At 39.6% G+C, this 19561-nt stretch carries 18 protein-coding genes; 11 read left to right on the top strand and 7 right to left on the bottom strand.

Translation table 11 applies throughout. The features are described 5' to 3' along the window. The first annotated feature begins 56 nt into the window (after positions 1-56). Positions 57-1211 (top strand): radical SAM family heme chaperone HemW, encoded by a 1155-nt coding sequence (gene hemW / locus AC1M9N_RS11830; RefSeq protein WP_481610301.1) that lies wholly within the window; start codon positions 57-59, stop codon positions 1209-1211. Positions 1212-1415: 204 nt separating this feature from the next. Further along, positions 1416-1751 carry a hypothetical protein gene (locus AC1M9N_RS11825; RefSeq protein ID WP_481610302.1) on the top strand — a complete coding sequence of 112 codons (336 nt, stop codon included), beginning with the start codon at positions 1416-1418 and terminating at the stop codon, positions 1749-1751. Between the two features lie 59 nt (positions 1752-1810). Here AC1M9N_RS11825 and AC1M9N_RS11820 read toward each other — a convergent pair whose 3' ends face one another. The 5 genes from AC1M9N_RS11820 to hemF all read right to left on the bottom strand — a co-directional run bounded on the left by AC1M9N_RS11820 (position 1811) and on the right by hemF (position 7061). After that, positions 1811-2416 (bottom strand): SRPBCC family protein, encoded by a 606-nt coding sequence (locus AC1M9N_RS11820; protein ID WP_481954806.1) that lies wholly within the window; start codon positions 2414-2416, stop codon positions 1811-1813. Between the two features lie 171 nt (positions 2417-2587). Then, positions 2588-4411 carry an acyl-CoA dehydrogenase C-terminal domain-containing protein gene (locus AC1M9N_RS11815; protein WP_481596519.1) on the bottom strand — a complete coding sequence of 608 codons (1824 nt, stop codon included), beginning with the start codon at positions 4409-4411 and terminating at the stop codon, positions 2588-2590. Between the two features lie 380 nt (positions 4412-4791). After that, entirely contained in the window at positions 4792-5580 is a 789-nt protein-coding gene (gene aroE, locus AC1M9N_RS11810; RefSeq protein ID WP_481954805.1) for a shikimate dehydrogenase, read from the bottom strand. 84 nt (positions 5581-5664) lie between these two features. Further along, the gene (locus AC1M9N_RS11805; RefSeq protein ID WP_035265018.1) at positions 5665-5877 is read right to left on the bottom strand and encodes a hypothetical protein; all 213 of its coding nucleotides are present in this window, start codon (positions 5875-5877) and stop codon (positions 5665-5667) included. A 242-nt stretch (positions 5878-6119) separates the two neighbouring features. Then, positions 6120-7061, bottom strand: a complete 942-nt coding sequence (hemF, locus tag AC1M9N_RS11800; RefSeq protein ID WP_179999238.1) for an oxygen-dependent coproporphyrinogen oxidase — start codon at positions 7059-7061, stop codon at positions 6120-6122. 245 nt (positions 7062-7306) lie between these two features. Between hemF and hemN the strand changes: the two genes are divergently transcribed. Beyond that, the gene (hemN, locus tag AC1M9N_RS11795) at positions 7307-8677 is read left to right on the top strand and encodes an oxygen-independent coproporphyrinogen III oxidase (protein WP_481954804.1); all 1371 of its coding nucleotides are present in this window, start codon (positions 7307-7309) and stop codon (positions 8675-8677) included. An 87-nt stretch (positions 8678-8764) separates the two neighbouring features. Here the strand turns inward: hemN and ribA are convergent, their stop codons facing one another. Beyond that, positions 8765-9367, bottom strand: coding sequence for a GTP cyclohydrolase II (ribA, locus tag AC1M9N_RS11790; RefSeq protein WP_180028265.1), 603 nt, complete (start codon positions 9365-9367; stop codon positions 8765-8767). Positions 9368-9684: 317 nt separating this feature from the next. Here ribA and dxs point away from each other — a divergent pair, with 317 nt between their 5' ends. From dxs to AC1M9N_RS11750, 8 genes are all read left to right on the top strand, one after another. Then, positions 9685-11589 (top strand): 1-deoxy-D-xylulose-5-phosphate synthase, encoded by a 1905-nt coding sequence (dxs, locus tag AC1M9N_RS11785; protein WP_481592053.1) that lies wholly within the window; start codon positions 9685-9687, stop codon positions 11587-11589. 118 nt (positions 11590-11707) lie between these two features. After that, positions 11708-12538 carry an inositol monophosphatase family protein gene (locus AC1M9N_RS11780; RefSeq protein WP_035265030.1) on the top strand — a complete coding sequence of 277 codons (831 nt, stop codon included), beginning with the start codon at positions 11708-11710 and terminating at the stop codon, positions 12536-12538. 408 nt (positions 12539-12946) lie between these two features. Next, positions 12947-14761, top strand: coding sequence for a DEAD/DEAH box helicase (locus AC1M9N_RS11775; protein ID WP_481592072.1), 1815 nt, complete (start codon positions 12947-12949; stop codon positions 14759-14761). 422 nt (positions 14762-15183) lie between these two features. Next, entirely contained in the window at positions 15184-16002 is an 819-nt protein-coding gene (locus tag AC1M9N_RS11770; RefSeq protein WP_481592052.1) for an ABC transporter ATP-binding protein, read from the top strand. Then, on the top strand, positions 15999-16778 hold the full coding sequence (gene mlaE / locus AC1M9N_RS11765; RefSeq protein WP_481592051.1) for a lipid asymmetry maintenance ABC transporter permease subunit MlaE: 780 nt from the start codon (positions 15999-16001) through the stop codon (positions 16776-16778). The genes AC1M9N_RS11770 and mlaE overlap by 4 nt, the downstream gene beginning before the upstream one ends. Further along, positions 16778-17458 (top strand): outer membrane lipid asymmetry maintenance protein MlaD, encoded by a 681-nt coding sequence (gene mlaD / locus AC1M9N_RS11760; protein ID WP_180028249.1) that lies wholly within the window; start codon positions 16778-16780, stop codon positions 17456-17458. Before mlaE ends, mlaD begins: the two co-directional genes overlap by 1 nt. A gap of 19 nt (positions 17459-17477) precedes the next feature. Then, positions 17478-18110 (top strand): MlaC/ttg2D family ABC transporter substrate-binding protein, encoded by a 633-nt coding sequence (locus AC1M9N_RS11755; RefSeq protein ID WP_481954803.1) that lies wholly within the window; start codon positions 17478-17480, stop codon positions 18108-18110. 12 nt (positions 18111-18122) lie between these two features. Further along, positions 18123-18410: an STAS domain-containing protein gene (locus AC1M9N_RS11750; RefSeq protein WP_481592050.1), complete on the top strand. Its 288-nt coding sequence runs from the start codon at positions 18123-18125 to the stop codon at positions 18408-18410. A 110-nt stretch (positions 18411-18520) separates the two neighbouring features. Here the strand turns inward: AC1M9N_RS11750 and AC1M9N_RS11745 are convergent, their stop codons facing one another. Further along, positions 18521-19534: a CorA family divalent cation transporter gene (locus tag AC1M9N_RS11745; protein WP_035265042.1), complete on the bottom strand. Its 1014-nt coding sequence runs from the start codon at positions 19532-19534 to the stop codon at positions 18521-18523. Positions 19535-19561 lie beyond the last annotated feature (27 nt).

Below are 19561 nucleotides of genomic sequence, written 5' to 3'. Positions count from 1 at the left end.
TGAGCGTTATGGTGTAGTCATGTTAAAATAAGTTTTTTAAGTTTTGAGCTGTACGTTTGGCTACTTTGAATCCACAAGATATTCCATTGTCACTTTATATTCATATGCCGTGGTGTGTGCGTAAATGTCCATATTGCGACTTTAATTCGCATGCAGTACCCAATGGGGCATTGTCCATGACGTTGGAGAAAGAATATTTACAAGCATTGGTTGAGGATTTCAAAACACAGATAAATTTTGCTCAGGGTCGTCAAATTCATAGCGTGTTCATAGGTGGAGGTACTCCTTCTCTCATTTCTGCTCAAGGGTATCAATGGCTATTTGCTCAGCTAAGCGCTTTGATTCCGTTTGAGGATGATTGTGAAATTACCTTAGAAGCCAACCCGGGAACGGTAGAACATGATCCATTTGCAGATTATTTAAAGGCGGGGATCAATCGGTTGTCTTTAGGTGTCCAAAGCTTTAACTCGAATCATCTTCAAAAACTGGGGCGTATTCATTCCAACCAAGATGCAATTTCAGCAATTGGTTTGGCGAAAGATGCAGGCTTTAAGCGAATTAATGTCGATTTAATGCACGGCTTACCTGAACAAACGCTTGAACAAGCATTACTTGACTTAAAACTTGCCGTGGAGCACGGTGCTACACATATCTCGTGGTATCAGTTAACCATTGAGCCCAATACCGTATTTTTTCGAACTCAACCTATATTGCCTGTCGATGATGTATTAGAAGAAATTCAGGTACAGGGTGAGGCCTATTTAATCGAAAATGATTTTACTAACTACGAAGTGTCGGCTTGGCGTAAAGAAAAACCCTCAGCACATAATTTAAATTATTGGCAATTTGGCGATTACTTAGCGATTGGTGCTGGTGCGCATGCTAAAGTGACGCTAAGTGATGGTGTATATCGTTACCAAAAAACACGATTACCGAAAGATTATCTAGCGAAAGTCCCTGCAGAGCATTTGCATTTTAAGAAAATTGAAGCTGATGAAATGCCATTCGAATTTATGATGAATGCACTTCGACTTAATCAAGGTGTACCAACTTCACATTATGAAGCTCGTACAGGTTTATCTTTGCAATCAATCCAAGATCAAGTTCAATCATTGATTGACAGAAAATTAATGGTAGATGATCCAAACCGTTTGTCATGCACTGCTCAAGGACATTTATATTTGAACTCATTGCTTGAGGAGTTTCTGTAAGTTCTATAGTTAAACTCCAATGTAATTTTTAACAGCGAAACTGTTAAATCCACATTTATTTCGCTTTTTTACTGTGAAAATAATGATGATTTTTTTAATGGTTTTCATCAAGATAGGTAATAAAAATGAAATTAGTTCTAGTGGCTTCAATCTTGGGATTGGCATTCGTTGGTTGTGCTGATAAAAAACAAAAATAGTGAGCAAATGTCAGAACAAGAGAGACCAGCGCATTTAAATGCTGAAGCTTCAGCGCCAGTTGATCAAGTTGCTCGTGCTGAAGGTGAACAGGTGATCCATTTTACTGGACCAATGGATTTAACATTAGAGCTAAAAACAAAAGACAATTTTCAGACGGCAGAACTCAGGGATAACTCGGATGCGGTTTATCACTTGAAGAGCGCGGTTGCTGCAAGTGGTGTAAAACTTGCAAATAGAGATTGTGTTTCAATTCATTTTAAAAATTTCAATGGTTTGAATGAGGGAACAGTTGAACTCGTGAAAGATAAGCCAATAGAGATTAAAGAGTACCGTGAGCATTAAAATATATGCATTAATTTACAACACCTGATTGGTTGTTCAATCAGGTGCTTTTTTATTCCTTAATTTGAGCGTTGATCTTCAACATACTTTTTTAAATGATTGGCCATTTCCCACTGAGAACCAATAAAACGATATAGGGCTTCAACTTCTTGTTTTGTCGCGCCTTGAATAAATTTATCATCTAAAGTTACTTCAATTTTTCGTTCAAATTCTGTGCTATTGGCGTTGATACGATCAAATTCATAGGTAATTTTTGAATAGATTGGGACTTGAGCAAATTGCTCTATGGTTGCGATAACAAACTTCTTATCTTTCTCAAACTCAATCACATGCCATTCATTACTCCAATCTTTTATGCCTGGAATCGGGCTGCTAATAAACTCTTTAAAAGTCGTACCTTTTTGAACGCGAATATTCTTAGGCTCGATGGCTTGAGTTGCACCCAAATTAATTTTTGGCCAGAGATTCACATTGGTTAAAATATTGAAGACTTCACTCACAGGGCGATGAATAATGACCTCAGCAGATCCACTCGTCGAGTAATTCAAATTCTTTGTTGAATACGTCGTGGTTTTTTGGTGATTTTTAATATCCGATTCAGCGAAGCTATTTGTAGCGAAAAAGACTGCACTGAGTAAAGTTAGGGAGATCAATGTCTTATGCATATTATTTTCCTTTTTATATATTGATAAAAGCTCGTTTGGAATATTTATGTCGTTTGATCAAGATACCACTGTTGTATTCTTGCTCTAAATGTAATTTCGTATTCTTAAAGTAAGATAGTTCATTCGATCAATAAAAAAAGACCGCCTTGGCGGTCTTTTTTCTATGAAATCTTAGTAATCAAAACTGAAGTGTTCAGCTTCTAAAGACATTAAAGTTTTCGAAGGGTTAACCATAGATTCAGCATGACCTTGAGCACGTGGAAGTAAACGCTCAAAGTAGAAATCTGCAACTTTGATTTTCGCTTTATAAAACTCAGGAGTTTCTTGACCATCACCTGATGCTAACTTCGCTGATGCCACTGCCGCTTGTTGAGCCCAGTAATATGCCATCATTGCATAACCAGAGAACATTAAGTAATCCACAGAAGCACTTGAAACGATGTCGCGATCTTTGCGTGCAGCAAGCATAATACGTACAGTTAATGCGTTCCATTGTGCACAAATCTTAGTTAAGTCCCAAGCAAAACGGCGCATGTATTTATTGCGTGCGTGCTGGCCACAGAATTTTAAGATTTCAGCTGTATAGTCACGAACGACTTTGCCTTTAGAAGATAACAGTACTTTACGACCGATTAAGTCTAGTGCTTGAACACCAGTTGTACCTTCGTAAAGCGTTGAAATACGCGCATCACGAACGATCTGCTCCATACCATGTTCTTTGATATAACCATGGCCACCAAAGACTTGCATACCGTGGTTTGCTGCTTCTAAACCTAACTCTGTTAAGAAGCCTTTCAAAATTGGGGTATAGAAACCTAATTTATCATCGTAATCATCAAACTTCGCTTGATCACCTTGAGCTAAAGCATCAGTCATTTTGTCAGCAAGCTGTGCAGCATGATAGATCATTGCACGGCCACCTTCAGCAATCGCTTTTTGAGTCAAAAGCATACGACGAACATCAGCATGATGGATAATTGAGTCAGCTACTTTTTCAGGCTCTTTTTTACCTGAGAGTGCGCGCATTGACATACGTTCTTTTGCATAAGGTAATGCACCTTGGAATGCAAGTTCTGCATGTGCTAAACCTTGAACAGCAGTTCCGATACGCGCCGTATTCATGAAGGTAAACATTGCGTGTAAGCCTTTGTTGACTTCACCAATCAGATAACCCGTTGCAGCATCAAAGTTCAGTACGGCAGTAGCAGATGCTCTGATCCCCATTTTGTGTTCAATAGAACCGCAAGTCACAGGATTGCGTTCGCCTACACCACCATCAGCAGTTGGGATGAATTTTGGAACGATGAATAATGAAATACCACGCGTACCAGCTGGAGAGTCTGGAAGACGTGCCAACACAATATGAATGATATTTTCAGTTAAATCGTGTTCACCCGCAGAAATAAAGATTTTAGTACCTGTGATAGCATAAGTACCGTCACCTTTAGGCTCAGCTTTAGTTTTAACTTGACCCAAGTCTGTACCACATTGTGGTTCAGTTAAACACATTGTGCCTGACCATGTACCAGCAGTGAGGTGAGGCATGTAGGTGTTTTTCTGTTCTTCAGTACCAAATTGCATGATGGTATTCATACAACCCATACTTAAGCCCGGATACATCGTGAAAGACCAGTTTGCTGTACCCATCATTTCTGATTTGATCAGGTTCAGCGACATAGGCAGTGCTTGACCACCAAACTCTTCAGGATAAGAAAGACCTTGCCAGCCACCTTGTACAAACTGCTCGTAAGCTTCTTTGAAACCTTTAGGCGTTTTGACTTCGCCATCTTTAAAATGACAGCCTTCTTCATCTCCAGACTGATTAAGTGGAGATAATACATTTTCACAGAAATCTGCAGCACCTTCGATAATCATATCGACAGTATCAGAGTCAGCAGCTTCGCCGTTGCTTAGAGTTTTATAGTGCGCAGGATAATCAAAAACCTCGTTCATTAAGAAACGAATATCACGTACGGGCGCTTTATATGCAGGCATTGAACTTTTCCTAATTTGAATAGAGAAAATACTTGTTAGATGCTCCGATTATTGACCTACAACACTAAAAAAACATTGATGTAAGTCACGGAAATAAATGTCAGAATTGCGAATTAGTGTTTAGGCTCATGAATGAATATAAACTGAATTCATTTGTTGTAGTAGGAGTTTATTAGAAAAAATAATATTATTAATACATAAGCTTAGGTTGGTTTTGTTGTGTGGATGATCATATGTTTAATTTGAATTTATTCAATTTGAATATGCACTAAAAATATGTCACTAAAATCAATTCGAAGAGATTTAATCGATATTATAGAGAGAAAAAAGTGCAATTTAAAAAATTGCACTATTCACAAGGCACTAAACGTGTGCAAAAACTAAATAAAATCTTTTAATTCTGGACGCACACCATTCCAAATCGCGAAAGATTCAATCGCTTGTCCAACGAGCATTCCAAATCCTTCTGCAGTCGGAATTCCACGCTGTTTCGCTTGATCAAGGAAAGTGGAAGGTTTGCCATAGGCCATTTCATAGGCATATTTGAATTTTAACTGTTGAGGTAGATTGATTGCATTGCCAGATAAGCTTGCCGAGGTAGCATTAATAACAATATCAAATTCACCTGCTATGTGATCAAGACCACAAGCGTTTAGCTCTAGATCTGGGACAGCAGGTTGTAAGTCCTGAATCAATTGCTCTGCGCGAGCAACCGTTCGATTAGCAATCATGATTTTATTTACACCAGCTTTATGCAGTGGATAAATCACGCCACGTGTTGCACCACCTGCGCCTAAAATAAGCACGCTTGCTTGCTCAAGAGGCCAATTTAGATGTTGAATGGCTGCAACAAGTCCTTGCCCATCGGTATTGTCGCCATGCAATACACCATCTTTCATCCATAGTGTATTTACTGCTTTTGCAATTTTGGCACGTTCAGTGAGTACATCACATTGTGTAAAAGCTTGTTCTTTAAATGGCACCGTGACATTCAGACCAATACCACCAGTCTTAAAAAATTCATTGATACTCTGTGTAAAACCATCGAGAGGAGCAAGGCGTTTGCTATATTCAAGGAGCACCCCAGTCTTTTGTGCGAACGCATGATGAAGCTCTGGAGATCGAGATTGTTCAATGGGATTTCCAATTACGGCAAATTGTTTGCGCATTGCTCTAATTCCTGATGAAGAAGTGGCAAACAATATACGTCAAATGCAGAAAGTTCCCAATATGAACATATTCAATGAAGTGTATTAATGACTTGGGTTACAAATTTCAAATAGGGTATGAAGTAAAATATGCGCAATGTTGAGCAGTAGACCAACAGCTGCAAACACCATCAAGCTAAAACCAAAGCTATCATTGAGTAGTGTTTCTGAAAATATAGTGGTACTGATTGCACTCAAAAGAGCAATAACCAGTGTCCAAAATACGACAACACGTGCGCGAATAGAGTTGTGTTGCATATCGATTCCTTATGCAGAAGTAAAAACTTCCATGAGTAATACAAGTAAAAATTGATTGTACAGTACTTTGCTTAAATTAAACTTAAGAGCTGTGTCAGAAGTGTGACAAAATTTAATCAATTTTATCTATTGTGCCTTTTTTTCTAAGAGAATGTAATGGAATTATTCAATTTCGTTAGACAATGGGATGAATATATTGCTCAACAAAAAAGCCCTGTTTTAACAGGGCGAGTGATTTACATTTAATGCAGTTCAGCGAGCCAATCTCTCGGTTTTAAATAGTAGTCGGTTAATTTTTTTTCAGCAGAGCCTTCATCCCATTCAGGTCTGTATTTCCAACCCGTTAATGGAGGAAGACTTACTAAAATAGACTCAATTCGACCGCCAGTTTGTAATCCAAATAACGTCCCTCGATCGTAAACTAAGTTATATTCCACATAGCGCCCACGACGATACAATTGGAAATCGCGTTGAGCTTCACTATAGGGTTTATCTTGATTACGTTGGAAGATTGGTAGAATCGCATTGAGATATCCATTGCCTACAGCTTGCATGTATTTAAAACAAGTTTCGAAATCCCACTGATTTAAGTCATCAAAAAATAACCCACCGACACCACGTTGTTCATCACGATGCTTCAAATAAAAATAATCATCACACCATTTTTTATGATCTTGGTAGACATGATCGCCAAAAGGTGCACAAAGATCGTGCGCAGTTTGATGCCATGATTTAACATCTTCATCATTCGGATAAAATGGCGTTAAATCAAAACCGCCGCCAAACCACCAAATAGGATCTTGTCCTTCTTTTTCTGCGACAAATAGTCTTACGTTGGCATGTGAGGTCGGCACATTTGGATTTCTAGGATGGATCACTAAAGAAACCCCCATGGCTTGTGCTCGTGCGCCAGCTATATGTGGATGTCGTTCGGTAGCAGATGCTGGTAACTTTGAGATATTGATGTGCGAGAACATCACACCACCTTTTTCGATCACTGTACCATCTTGCAATACGCGTGATCTGCCACCACCACCTTCGGGACGTTCCCAATCATCGATCTCAAATTGAGCATTACCGCCACCTTGTTGTTCTTGTTGTTCAAGCGCAGCACAAATTCGAGTTTGTAAGTCGAGTAAAAATTCACGGACACGTTGGATATCTGCAGAAGTCGGGTGTGACATACCAAGCCTCTTGGGCAATGAAAAACTAGCTACATCAAAACATAAATTGTATGAAAGATTAAGGTGATTTTATCGATATAGCAGATCGAGATTTAAGTTTAGTCAGGGTAAACGTACTTTGTGATTTGAATTTACTTATGAATCCTGACCAAGATACTAGGTTGAATTAAAAGAATAAGCTCCTCAAAATAGGACGACTGAAAGCAGTTAAGCTTTTAATATGTGGTGATTTTAAAGGTGGGGATATGTTCGAAAACGTTGTTTCACTGGTGCAAAAATATAATGTTCCAGGTCCTCGATATACGAGCTATCCCACAGTTCCGTATTGGGAGCAGTCGACTTTTGATCAAGTACTATGGCAGCAAAAACTCAAAATACGTTTTGATAAATCGAATAGCCAACATGGTATTAGCCTTTACATTCACTTACCTTTTTGCGAGTCCTTATGTACTTTTTGTGGATGTCATAAAAAAATCACTAAAAAACATGAAATGGAACAGCCCTATATTTTGGCTCTGTTAAAAGAATGGAAATTGTATTGTGAGTTATTTGTAGAGCGTCCTTTGATTAAAGAGATACATCTAGGCGGAGGGACACCTACATTTTTTTCTCCTCAGCATCTTAAACAGTTGATTGATGGGCTTTTAGCGCTATCACAAGTAGCTGAAGATCATCAATTTAGTTTTGAAGGACATCCTAATAATACTTCTTACGATCATTTAAAGACGCTGTTTGAATTGGGTTTTAGACGCGTTAGCTTTGGCGTGCAGGATTATAATGAAACCGTGCAGAAAGCGATCCACCGAATTCAACCTTTTGAACACGTAAAGCAGGTTACAGAATGGGCGCGTGAAATTGGTTATACCTCTATTTCGCATGATTTGGTCTACGGGCTGCCCTTTCAATATTTAGATGATGTTTTAAACACAATTGATCAAACCATTCAAATTAAGCCAGATCGTTTAGCCTTTTACAGTTATGCGCATGTACCATGGATCAAAGGCAATGGGCAACGTGGTTTTAAAGACCATGATGTTCCGCGCGATGAAGAGAAAAGACAGTGTTATGAGCAAGGAAAACAAAAATTATTGTCTGCTGGATATCATGAAATAGGGATGGATCATTTTGCGCTTGAGCATGATGATATGTATCAGGTATTTCAAGCCCAACAATTACATCGTAATTTTATGGGATATACCGTTTCAAAAACAGAAGTGATGATTGGCTTAGGGATGTCAGCTATTGGCGATTGTTGGCAAGGTTTTGCCCAAAATGAAAAGACGCTTGAAAATTATTATGCTCGATTAGAACAAAATGAAATTCCAGTTTTTAAAGGTCATCTTTTAACAGAAGAAGATTTGAAAATCAGAAAACACATTTTAAATCTCATGTGCCACTTTGAGACGAATTGGCAAGGTGACATGGATTTTGCACAGCGACCACAAGTTTTAGAAGATTTAGCTGAAATGCAAAATGACCAACTTGTGAAGATGAGTGAATATGGATTGAAGGTAACGGAAGCTGGAAAACCATTTGTACGAAATATCTGTATGGCTTTCGATTTAAGGTTAAAAAGAAACAAACCTGAAAATCGGATATTTTCGATGACGATATAGTCATCTTCACAAATTAGATTGAGTCTAAGTGAAAAAATACCCCTAAGCATTGGGGTATTTTTTTACAACGATTAAATTATGCTGTAGTTAAAAATCATCCTTTTGATACATATGTGACATGCGCTCATGTTTGGTTTTTAAGTATTCTTCATTGAATTTATTCAAACCGACCGTTAACGGGACACGATCAACCACATCAATTCCTAAATCAGTTAAAGCTTTAATTTTGAGAGGATTATTCGTAACCAGTTTGACTTTTTTCACTTGTAAGTGATCCAGCATGATACTGCACATATCGTATTTACGCGCATCAGCGGGTAAGTTGAGCATCAGGTTGGCATCCACTGTGTCATGTCCTTGATCTTGCAAGGCATAAGCACGAATTTTATTGGTTAAACCAATACCACGACCTTCTTGACGTAAATATAAAATTACGCCTTGTCCTGCTTCGTTAATCAGTTTTTGAGTTGCTTGAAGTTGTGGGCCACAATCACATTTTAATGAAGCAAAAGCATCACCTGTTAAACATTCGGAATGGATTCGTACCAAGACAGGAGAGGTGGGTGCTGTATCTAATCCTTTTGACAATGCTACGTGTTCTTCACCTGTTTTAGGATCTTGAAAAACAGTGATTTTAAAATCACCAAAGGCAGTGGGTAATTTAGATGTGGCAACAAACTCTATAGGCACAGCGACTTCCATTACATGTTCATAATTTGGCTAAAGTATAGCTGAATGATCAGACCATAGTTGAGTATCATTGTGCAAATTTACACAGAAGATTTCCTTTTTTTTGCAAAGCACAAGATAATAGTTGATAAGTAGCATCGATATTCAGGATAATCTAGCTACCTAACAACGCCCGTTTAGCGAAAGCTCAACACTGGACCAATATAAATGTGGTTGATTTAAGGTGTTTTTTTTCGATTTCTCGATCAATAAGAAGAATCGAGCTAACCCATTTACCTAGCTTAGGATTTGCCAGGCTTTAGAAGGCATTGCCACATATGTTGTATACCGAAATACCTAGTCAACGTCCTGTTACGCCTTTGTTGGATGCGATTGATCATCCAATGCAATTGCGTCAACTAGCCAAAGAACAATTGAGTCAAGTGTCGGACGAGCTACGTCAATTTATTTTGTATGCTGCTGGACAAAGTGGTGGGCATTTCGGTGCCAATCTGGGTGTAATCGAATTAACTGTTGCTTTGCATTATTGTTTCAATACACCACATGATCGTCTTATTTGGGATGTGGGTCATCAAGCATATCCACATAAAGCTTTGACTGGACGTCGTGAGCAACTAACAACAATTCGTGCAAAAAATGGCTTAGCGGCGTTCCCCGCTCGTGAAGAGTCTGAGTTTGATACTTTTGGTGTGGGCCACTCATCAACTGCTATTTCAGCGGGTTTGGGAATGGCTTTAGCTCGTCGTTATCAAAAAGATCCTTGTGAAGTGGTTGCAATTATCGGTGATGGTGCAATGACAGCAGGGATGGCATTCGAAGCCATGAATGATGCTGTTGCACATAATGCTGATCTCATGGTGGTACTGAACGATAATGATATGTCGATTTCATGTAGCACGGGTGGTTTTGCAAAACATTTGGCTGCTATTTGGGAAAAAGGGCAATCTGTACACATTGATGAGCAGGGTAATCCATTTATTCGGGATTATCCTGAGTGGGACTACACTTCACGCTTACATTGTGCTGCTACAGAGGCTGCAGATAACTTATTTAAAGCGATTGGATTTGACTATTTTGGTCCATTCGATGGTCATAATGTCGATGAACTTGTTAATGTATTTAGTGCCTTAAAAAAACGTAAGGGGCCGCGCTTAATTCATATCTATACCAAGAAAGGTAAGGGCTTCGCACCTGCTGAAGTAGATCAAATAAAATATCACGCAATTGCTAAATTAAATGCTGCATCAGCTTCAACAAAAGCACCCAAATATTCTGATGTTTTTGGGCAATGGTTGTGTGATGAAGCCCAGTTGGATGATAAGTTGTTAGCCATTACACCTGCCATGTGTGAAGGTTCAGGTATGGTGCAATTCGCCAAACAATATCCTGATCGTTACTTTGATGTGGCAATTGCAGAACAACATGCAGTGACCTTAGCTGCTGGTATGGCATGTGAAGGTTTAAAACCAGTAGTGGCAATTTATTCAACCTTCTTACAGCGTGGTTATGATCAGCTCATTCATGATGTGGCATTACAAAACCTTGATGTCACATTTGGTATCGATCGTGCAGGTTTAGTAGGTGAGGATGGACCAACTCATGCTGGTGCATATGATTACGCATTTATGCGTACAGTTCCGAATATCGTGATTATGGCACCAAAAGATGAAAATGAATGCCGTCAAATGCTACATACCGCTTATTTGCACCCGGGTCCTGCTGCAGTACGTTATCCACGCGGAAATGGTTTAGGTGTTGAAATTCAAAAAGAACTGACAGCGCTTGAAATTGGTAAAGCTGAGTTAACTTTGGAGCTGAATGTAAAAGCCGAAGAAGTGATTACTATTTTAGCTTTCGGTAGCCGCGTGAGTGTTGCAGAAAATGCTGCTCAGCTTTTAGTTGATCAATTGGATGTTGCAGTACGCGTTTTGAATATGCGTTTTGTTAAACCCCTAGATGGTCAAATCATTCGACAATATGCAGATCAAACCCAACTTTTTGTAACGGTTGAAGAGCATGCAGTCATGGGTGGTGCTGGAAGTGCTGTGAATGAATTTATAATGGCCGAACACATTCTCAAGCCAGTTTTGAACATAGGCTTACCTGATCAATTCTTAGCACAAGCCAGTCATGGTGAGATGCTTAAAGATTGTGGATTGGATGCAGAAGGTATCCAATCTTCAATTCAACAAGCTTGGTTAAAGCTTGTACAGGTGGTTTAAATACAAGTCATAAAATTTTAGAAACATTTTTTACCTAAAAGCGCCGATATTTGATAAAATGTCGGCGCTTTTATGCATTATTCTTTATCAGTATCTTCAAATTTGTAGTGGGTGTTCAATGGAACCTATGGTGGTGATGGCTGCGCGTGCGGCTCAAACAGTTGGTCAAGAGCTTTTAAAAGCGCATCAGAATCGTCATAAACTTGATCTGCAAGTTGAAGAAAAAGGTATCGAAGGTCCTGTGACTCGCGTTGATCGCTATGTTGAAGAATTGACGATCGATATCTTGCGCAAAAGCTATAAAAATCACAGCTTCCTTGGTGAAGAGTTTGGTATGCAAGAAGGTAAAGGTCACGATGCTGATTGGTGTTGGGTGATCGATCCTTTAGATGGTACTTTAAACTTCATTAATGGTGTCCCACACTTCTGTATTTCTATTGCAGTTCAACACAAAGGCGTGACTCAACACGGTGTTGTGTATGACCCAATCAAAGATGAATTGTTCTCTGCGAGTCGCGGTCGCGGTGCAATGATGAACCAACGTCGTATTCGTGTGAATGTAAAAGATAGTTTAGATCGTACATTCTTGGCTGTTGGTCATGCATATCGTGCTAAACGCGATGGCGAAGTAGTTTCTTATGCAAAAAATCACTTCGATTCTTTGTTGGCAGTATCTGAGCAAGGTGCTCAATTCCGCCGTTTAGGTTCAGCAGCACTCGACTTAGCTTATGTTGCTGCTGGTCGTTACGATGGTTATTTCGAACTTGGTTTGAAACCATGGGATATTGCAGCGGGTGAACTAATTGTAAAAGAAGCTGGTGGTACAGTAGTTGATGCGCGCGGTGGTTCAAATTCAATGGAAAATGGTCAAGTCTTGGCTTGTTCTATGAAATTATTGAAACCATTGATGCAAGCAGTTGTCCCAGCTTGGGGTGCTGCTGCTAAATAAGCAGATCAAATTTATGAAAGCTCCCTAACTGGGAGCTTTTTTATGTCCAAAACATGATAAATCTGAATATTTGTACTTGAATGCACCAAAAAGCAATTAAACTTAATGACATTATAAAAAAATCTGTTATACTCCGCGCACGCACTAAATTTCGTTCATTACCTGAACATTTCTCTTCTATATTGTGTATGCGCGTCCGGTCCAAAGAGAGGACATTATTTCGCGCCCCACCCAATCGCTAAAAGCGATTCCTTCAGGTTCAGGCTGTAATCATGTGTGCGTTATACGCATCGTCGTTCTCGGATCGCCGCTGATTCTATATTTTCAGCGATTATTGCTGTACCGCTTTTTGCCGATGTCCATCAGACTTTATTTAATGGAGCACCCAATTTTCGGGTGAAAAACTCTATGAGCAAAACTTTTGCTGATTTTCCACTACACGAATCACTTCAACAAGCATTACAAGCATTAGGCTTTACATCGCCTACTCCTGTTCAGGAACAATCAATTCCTGCTGCTTTAGATGGTAAAGATCTTTTAGTATCAAGCCAAACAGGTTCTGGTAAAACTGCTGCATTCTTATTACCTACACTTCACGCTTTAGCGGGTAGTGAAGATACGTTGCTTTCTTTCAAAGAGCGTATGCGTGCTGTAACTGCACCTACAATTTTAGTACTTTGCCCTACACGTGAATTGGCTCAACAGGTGAGCCAAGATGCGATTGCATTTGTACGTCACATGAAAGGTGTTCGTATTGCTGCGATTATGGGTGGTATGCCTTTTGGTAAACAAATCCAACAATTAAAAGGTGCACAAGTTGTTGTGGCGACTCCAGGTCGTTTACTTGATCTAGTAAACCGTCGTCAAATCAAATTGGACAAAGTTAAATCATTAATCGTAGATGAAGCAGACCGTATGCTTGATCTTGGTTTCTCTGAAGATTTAGAGGCGATCAGTGATTTAGCGGGTAACCGTGATCAAACATTAATGTTCTCTGCGACGTTCGCACCACGTATTATTACGTTGGCAGAACGTATGATGAATGAGCCAGAACGTATTGCGATTGAAACTGGTCACACGACGAATACTGACATCACTCAGACTCTACATTGGACTGATGGTTTTGAGCACAAGAAAAAGCTTTTAACACATTGGTTAAATGAAGAAGATCTTGATCAAGCTGTTGTATTTGCTTCTACACAAGAAGATACAGATATGCTTGCAGAAGAACTGTCTGAAGCTGGTCTTTCAGTTGTAGCACTTCATGGTGCAATGCCACAGACTGTACGTAACCGTCGTTTGCGCAGCATCCGTGAAGGTCGCGCAAAAATTTTAGTTGCAACTGATGTTGCAGCACGTGGTCTAGATGTACCAACAATTTCACACGTGATTAACTTTGGTCTTCCAATGAAGAACGAAGATTATGTACACCGTATTGGTCGTACAGGTCGTGCAGGTCGTACTGGTAAAGCAATCACATTAGCGACTTACCGTGAACGTGGTAAAATTCGTGCTTTAGAAGACTACTTAGATGCACGTCTAGAAGTTTCTGAAATTGAAGGTCTTGAGCCATCTCCACCTCCAGCACGCGGTAGTCGTGATGGCGCTGGTCGCGGTCGTGGCCGTGGTGGTGAAGGCCGTGGCCGTGGTGGTTTCGGTGGTGGTCGTCGTTTTGAAGGTGAATCAAACTTCAAACGTCGCGAAGGTAACCGTGATGGCGAACGCCGTTCGTTTGGTGAAGATCGTCCACGTCGTGAATTCAATGGTGAGGATCGTCCACGTCGCGAGTTTAACAACGATCGTCCACGTCGTGAATTTAATGCCGAAGATCGTCCGCGTCGCGAGTTCAACAACGATCGTCCACGTCGTGAATTCAATGGTGAAGATCGTCCACGTCGCGAGTTTAACAATGACCGTCCACGTCGTGAGTTTAATGGCGAAGATCGTCCACGTCGCGATTTCGGTGACCGTCCGCAACGTTCATTTGATGATCGTCCAAAGCGTGATTTCGGTGATCGCCCTCGTTCTAACGATGACAATCGTGGTAACCGTGTAGATTATAAACCTCGTGAAAACAGTTTTGGTGACCGTCCAAAACGTGATTTCGGTGACCGTCCAGCACGTCGTGAAGGTGGTTTTGATCGTCCAAAACGTACATTTGGTGATGACCGCCCAAAGCGTGAATTCAATAGCGATCGCCCACGTCGTAAATTTAACGACTAATCGGTATAGCTAAATAAACCAGCCTTCGGGCTGGTTTTTTATTGCTCATATCAAAAAATCTGTTAGAATAAAAGTGAATAATTTCACATTATTTATGGTAAATGTAAAATATGAATAATAAGATTATAATGATTGAGACGAAGCAAATGAATGTTGGTGCAATCATGATGTACGTGTTCTTTTTATTGGTATTACTTAATCTTGCCTATTACTTTTTTAGTATCACATTATAAATTTATAAAAAAGAATAATTTCAAATCATTGTTTCATAAATAAAACACATCTTTCTATAAGCAAAATTAATAAAAATGATCAATAATGCTACAATGTCCGCTTAACCTTGTATTTTATAAATAACATTTAAATTCAGTTATTTCAGAGTATAGTATGCAAGCTGAAAAATTGTAGGAACACGCTCAGCTATGAATAATCAAATACAAATCGATGAGCAAGCGTTGATCGAAGTAAAAAGTTTAAGCTTTAATCGTGGTGATCGTGTTATTTACGACCAAGTCAATTTAAAGATTCGTAAGGGTCAAATTACTGCCATTATGGGGCCTTCAGGGACGGGGAAAACCACGCTTCTTAGACTCATTGGGGGGCAACTTGTACCTGATGCAGGCGAGGTCTTGTTGGATGGTAAAAATATTAGCCAAATGAGTCGTCAGGAATTGTTTAAAGCTCGTGCTCGTATGGGGATGCTCTTTCAGAGTGGTGCGCTTTTCACTGATATGACTGTCTATGAAAATGTAGCTTTCCCTATCCGCGCCCATACTCAATTGCCTGAACATTTGATTGCAGAACTGGTCGCTTTAAAACTCGAATCTGTGGGATTACGTGGCGCTGAGCAAATGATGCCTTCTGAGCTTTCAGGGGGGATGAATCGCCGTGTGGCGTTAGCTCGTGCAATTGCACTAGATCCAGATTTGATTATGTACGATGAACCATTTGCTGGTCAGGATCCCATCGTAATGGGGGTTTTAACCCGATTGATTCGTTCTTTACGAGAAGCGTTAGACCTAACGACCATTATCGTGTCTCACGATGTTGCTGAAACATTATCGATCGCAGATTACATTTATGTGGTTGCGGAAGGTAAAGTACAAGGCGAGGGCACACCTGATCAGTTAAAGAATCATAGTTCGCCTTTCGTCCGTCAATTCTTAACAGGTTCGGTCGAAGGTCCTGTGGATTATCAATTTAGTCATCAAGCATATTTAAGTGATGAGGTGCGTACATGAATGCGATAGCCTCACTAGGTAGACGCGTTATAGAACGTGTTCAAGGTATTGGCGTTGCAGCCATTATGCTAGTTCAAATTTTATTTTCGATACCGACTTGGATTGGAGTCAAACTCTTTATCTATCAAATGTATCGTGTTGGCGTATTATCATTGCTTATCATTGTGGTGTCAGGGCTGTTTATAGGTGCAGTCTTGGGTTTACAGATGTATAGCATTTTGGTCACTTTCGGCAGTGAAGCGATGCTTGGTGCAGCAGTTTCGTTGACCTTGTTGCGTGAACTTGCGCCAGTGGTTGCTGCACTTCTTTTTGCGGGGCGTGCAGGATCTGCTTTAACCGCCGAAATTGGTTTGATGAAAGCGACTGAGCAATTGTCTAGTATGGAAATGATCGGTGTTGATCCACTTAAACGCATTATTTCACCACGTTTATGGGCGGGTATATTTAGTTTGCCTATGCTTGCCGTAATTTTTGCTGCTGTGGGGATCATGGGCGGAAAAATGGTCGGTGTGGATTTTTTAGGTGCTGATGAAGGTTCGTATTGGAGTGGTATGGAAAGTGCCGTTCAATTTTATAAAGATGTCTTTAATGGCACGATCATCAAAAGCTTTGTATTTGCTTTAATCTGTACGTGGATTGCCGTATATCAGGGATATTCATGCGAGCCTACATCAGAAGGCATTGCGACAGCAACAACAAGAACGGTAGTGTATTCATCACTATGTGTTTTAGGATTTGATTTTGTTTTGACTGCGGTCATGTTTGGAGGTGTGTAATGAAATCACGTACGAGTGAGCTCGCAGTTGGAATATTCGTGATTCTATTTGGTTGTGCATTATTTTTCTTGGCAATGAAAGTAAGTGGCTTAGCTGGGACAAATTTAAAAGACAGTTATAGCATGACCGCAACTTTTGATAATGTGAATGGTATTAAACCACGTGCTAAAGTTGCACTGAGCGGTGTAAAAGTTGGTGAAGTTGAGTCAATCACATTAGATCCGTTAACACGTCTTGCAACAGTGAAAATTAATTTAGATGGTGAGCTGACATCTTTCAATGATGAACAACTTAAAACTGTGCAAGAAGGTGCTTTAGAAGAGTTGCGTTATAGCAGTGACTATGAAGCTGCGACGCCATCGCAACAAAAAGAAATGGAAAAGCAACTGATCGCTAACATGAACTCCATCACCAATATTGATGAAGATGCTTACATTATGGTAGCGACAAATGGCTTACTGGGCGAGAAGTATCTCAAAATTGTTCCAGGTGGTGGTTTAAATTATTTAAAACGTGGTGATCAAATTGGCAACACACAAAGCACAATGGAAATTGAAGACTTAGTGTCTAAATTTGTGACAGGTGGTGCTGGTGATTCAGCTGCGAAAAAAGATTCAAATGGTTCATCAGATGCAGAAACTGTGGAGTTCACAGATGAAACTGCTTCTTTTGTTGAATGATTAAATAGAGGAAAAATAAATGAATACGTTCGTCAAGCAAACACTGACTGTTAGCGTTTTATCGACGATGATTGCGAGTACAGCATTTGCTGCACCTACGGAGACTCCTCCTGCATTTATCAAAAAAGTAGCTGATGGCTTAATTTCACGTTTAAAAGCAGACCAAGCTAAGTTACAAAATAACCCTGCTGCGGTACGCGCAATTGTTCGTCAAAATTTAGATCCATATATTGATTCGCAATCATTTACTCGTATCGTGATGGGAACTTATGCGACGAATCAATATAGTAATGCTGCTCAACGCGCACAGTTTGAGAAGAACTTCCGTGAAACATTGATTGAAAACTATGGTAGTGCTTTCTCTAAGTTTTCTAATCAGACATATACAATTCGTCCCTATAAAGCATCTAACACTAAAAACCCTGTTGTAACGATTGATTTTATTAACAAAGGTGAGAAGATCCCTGTATCGTTCCAATTGGGTGATAAAGGTGATCAGTGGAAGATTCGCAATATCAACGTTTCTGGAATTGACTTAGGTTTGCAATTCCGTAATCAGTTTGCTGCTACTGTGAAGCGTAATGGTGGCGATATCAATAAAGCAATTGCAAACTTTAAGCCTGATGCTGAAGCTGCAGTTGAGAAAAAATAACAGAGAACAATTGTGATTTCACTCAAAGATCAAGAAATTATAGTTTCTGGAAAAATTAGTTTCGACAATGCTGAACAGTATTATCAACAAGGTTTAATGTTGATTCAGCAGGCAAAGCAGTTTCCACTTACTGTAAATTTATCAGGTCTTGAACATGGTAGTACTCTGGCGCTAGCTGTTTTAGTGCGTTTATTGCGTCAAGCACCTGGAATATCGAGTTTACAGTTTAAATCTGTGCCAGAAAAAATGATGAAAATCATTCAATCTTGCCATTTAGAAAATGATTTAAAATTGATTTGATTGAAAAATAAAAAAGCACCTTAGGGTGCTTTTTTATCGCTTTAAAATAGTAATTTACTCAACAGAAGGTACTTCATACGTTGTTTAAAAAACACAACATCCAAGCGTGCTCAAATCCATTTTTTCCATCTAAAATAAATCAGTGGTCCAAATAAGAATACTAGGATAATCAGACTGACAACAACAAAGCTCGTCGTTCCTTGAGCAAAGGGCAGTACATCAGTGTTCATACCATAAATACTGGCCACCAACATCGGGGGAGCAAGCATGCTAGGTAAAATCGAGAATCGACGAATCGTATCATTCTGTTCAGTATTAATGAAACCCGAAGTGGTATCCAATAGGAATCGAACCTTCTGGAACAAGAATGCATCATGTTCTACTAATGAGCGAACATCCTCACTGAGTTCTCGAATATCAGCATCATAAATATGACTGCCTAAGGCACGAGGTCTTGCTAAGAAGGTCAGAACGCGGCGTAAGTCAATCAAACAGAGTTGTGCTTTACCCAACATATCTTCTTTTTGAGCAAGACGGGTAATCATATCATCGAGATCAAGAATTTGTTCACGGTGGCGAACATTCAATACTTCTGTAGAGTAGAGTTCTAGATCCTTGTGGATATCTTCTAAGATATCCGCAAGCTCATCGAGTTTAGCTTCGAGTAAACCCAAAAGTATCCAAGTCGGATCTTTATAGTCAATGTCGTAATCATTACGGCGAGCACGTGCTCGAAAGGCACGGAAAGCAACGAGCTTTTCACCACGTAAAGTAAATAGTCGATCTTTATGTAAAATAAATGCAACGGTTTGAACCGTTCCTAGCATATTGGATGACTCTTCAGGGTCACCATCGACTTGGTAGTTTTTATTTTTCGTTAAAAAATACGTACTGATATGTAAAATGCCATCATCATCACGGTAGAATCGTGCAGATGAAGAAATATCTTCTAATGATTTTAGTGTTGGAAGATTTTGTTTATAGGCATCTAAAACCCATTCTTGCTCATCTTGAGAGGGTGCAATTAAATCGATCCAAACCAATTCAGGGTGTAAATCAAACCCACCATTGATCGTTGCATCTTCTAGACTACCGCGCTCTGTGGCATAAAAGGCTTCAAGCATTTTATCTTTTCTCCCTTGCGCAGTTTG

This window comes from Acinetobacter sp. ANC_7655, assembly GCF_056784015.1.
The sequence above is the reverse complement of the archived record's forward strand: the minus strand, read 5'-3'. Positions and strand labels throughout refer to the sequence as shown.

What these genes read in the sequence shown, in the direction of transcription:
- AC1M9N_RS11825 (WP_481610302.1), top strand. Translation starts at nt 1,416, where the DNA reads ATGTCAGAACAAGAGAGACCAGCGCATTTAAATGCTGAAGCTTCAGCG.
- AC1M9N_RS11820 (WP_481954806.1), bottom strand. Translation starts at nt 2,416, where the DNA reads ATGCATAAGACATTGATCTCCCTAACTTTACTCAGTGCAGTCTTTTTC.
- AC1M9N_RS11815 (WP_481596519.1), bottom strand. Translation starts at nt 4,411, where the DNA reads ATGCCTGCATATAAAGCGCCCGTACGTGATATTCGTTTCTTAATGAAC.
- aroE (WP_481954805.1), bottom strand. Translation starts at nt 5,580, where the DNA reads ATGCGCAAACAATTTGCCGTAATTGGAAATCCCATTGAACAATCTCGA.
- AC1M9N_RS11805 (WP_035265018.1), bottom strand. Translation starts at nt 5,877, where the DNA reads ATGCAACACAACTCTATTCGCGCACGTGTTGTCGTATTTTGGACACTG.
- hemF (WP_179999238.1), bottom strand. Translation starts at nt 7,061, where the DNA reads ATGTCACACCCGACTTCTGCAGATATCCAACGTGTCCGTGAATTTTTA.
- hemN (WP_481954804.1), top strand. Translation starts at nt 7,307, where the DNA reads ATGTTCGAAAACGTTGTTTCACTGGTGCAAAAATATAATGTTCCAGGT.
- dxs (WP_481592053.1), top strand. Translation starts at nt 9,685, where the DNA reads ATGTTGTATACCGAAATACCTAGTCAACGTCCTGTTACGCCTTTGTTG.
- AC1M9N_RS11780 (WP_035265030.1), top strand. Translation starts at nt 11,708, where the DNA reads ATGGAACCTATGGTGGTGATGGCTGCGCGTGCGGCTCAAACAGTTGGT.
- AC1M9N_RS11775 (WP_481592072.1), top strand. Translation starts at nt 12,947, where the DNA reads ATGAGCAAAACTTTTGCTGATTTTCCACTACACGAATCACTTCAACAA.
- AC1M9N_RS11770 (WP_481592052.1), top strand. Translation starts at nt 15,184, where the DNA reads ATGAATAATCAAATACAAATCGATGAGCAAGCGTTGATCGAAGTAAAA.
- mlaE (WP_481592051.1), top strand. Translation starts at nt 15,999, where the DNA reads ATGAATGCGATAGCCTCACTAGGTAGACGCGTTATAGAACGTGTTCAA.
- mlaD (WP_180028249.1), top strand. Translation starts at nt 16,778, where the DNA reads ATGAAATCACGTACGAGTGAGCTCGCAGTTGGAATATTCGTGATTCTA.
- AC1M9N_RS11755 (WP_481954803.1), top strand. Translation starts at nt 17,478, where the DNA reads ATGAATACGTTCGTCAAGCAAACACTGACTGTTAGCGTTTTATCGACG.
- AC1M9N_RS11745 (WP_035265042.1), bottom strand. Translation starts at nt 19,534, where the DNA reads ATGCTTGAAGCCTTTTATGCCACAGAGCGCGGTAGTCTAGAAGATGCA.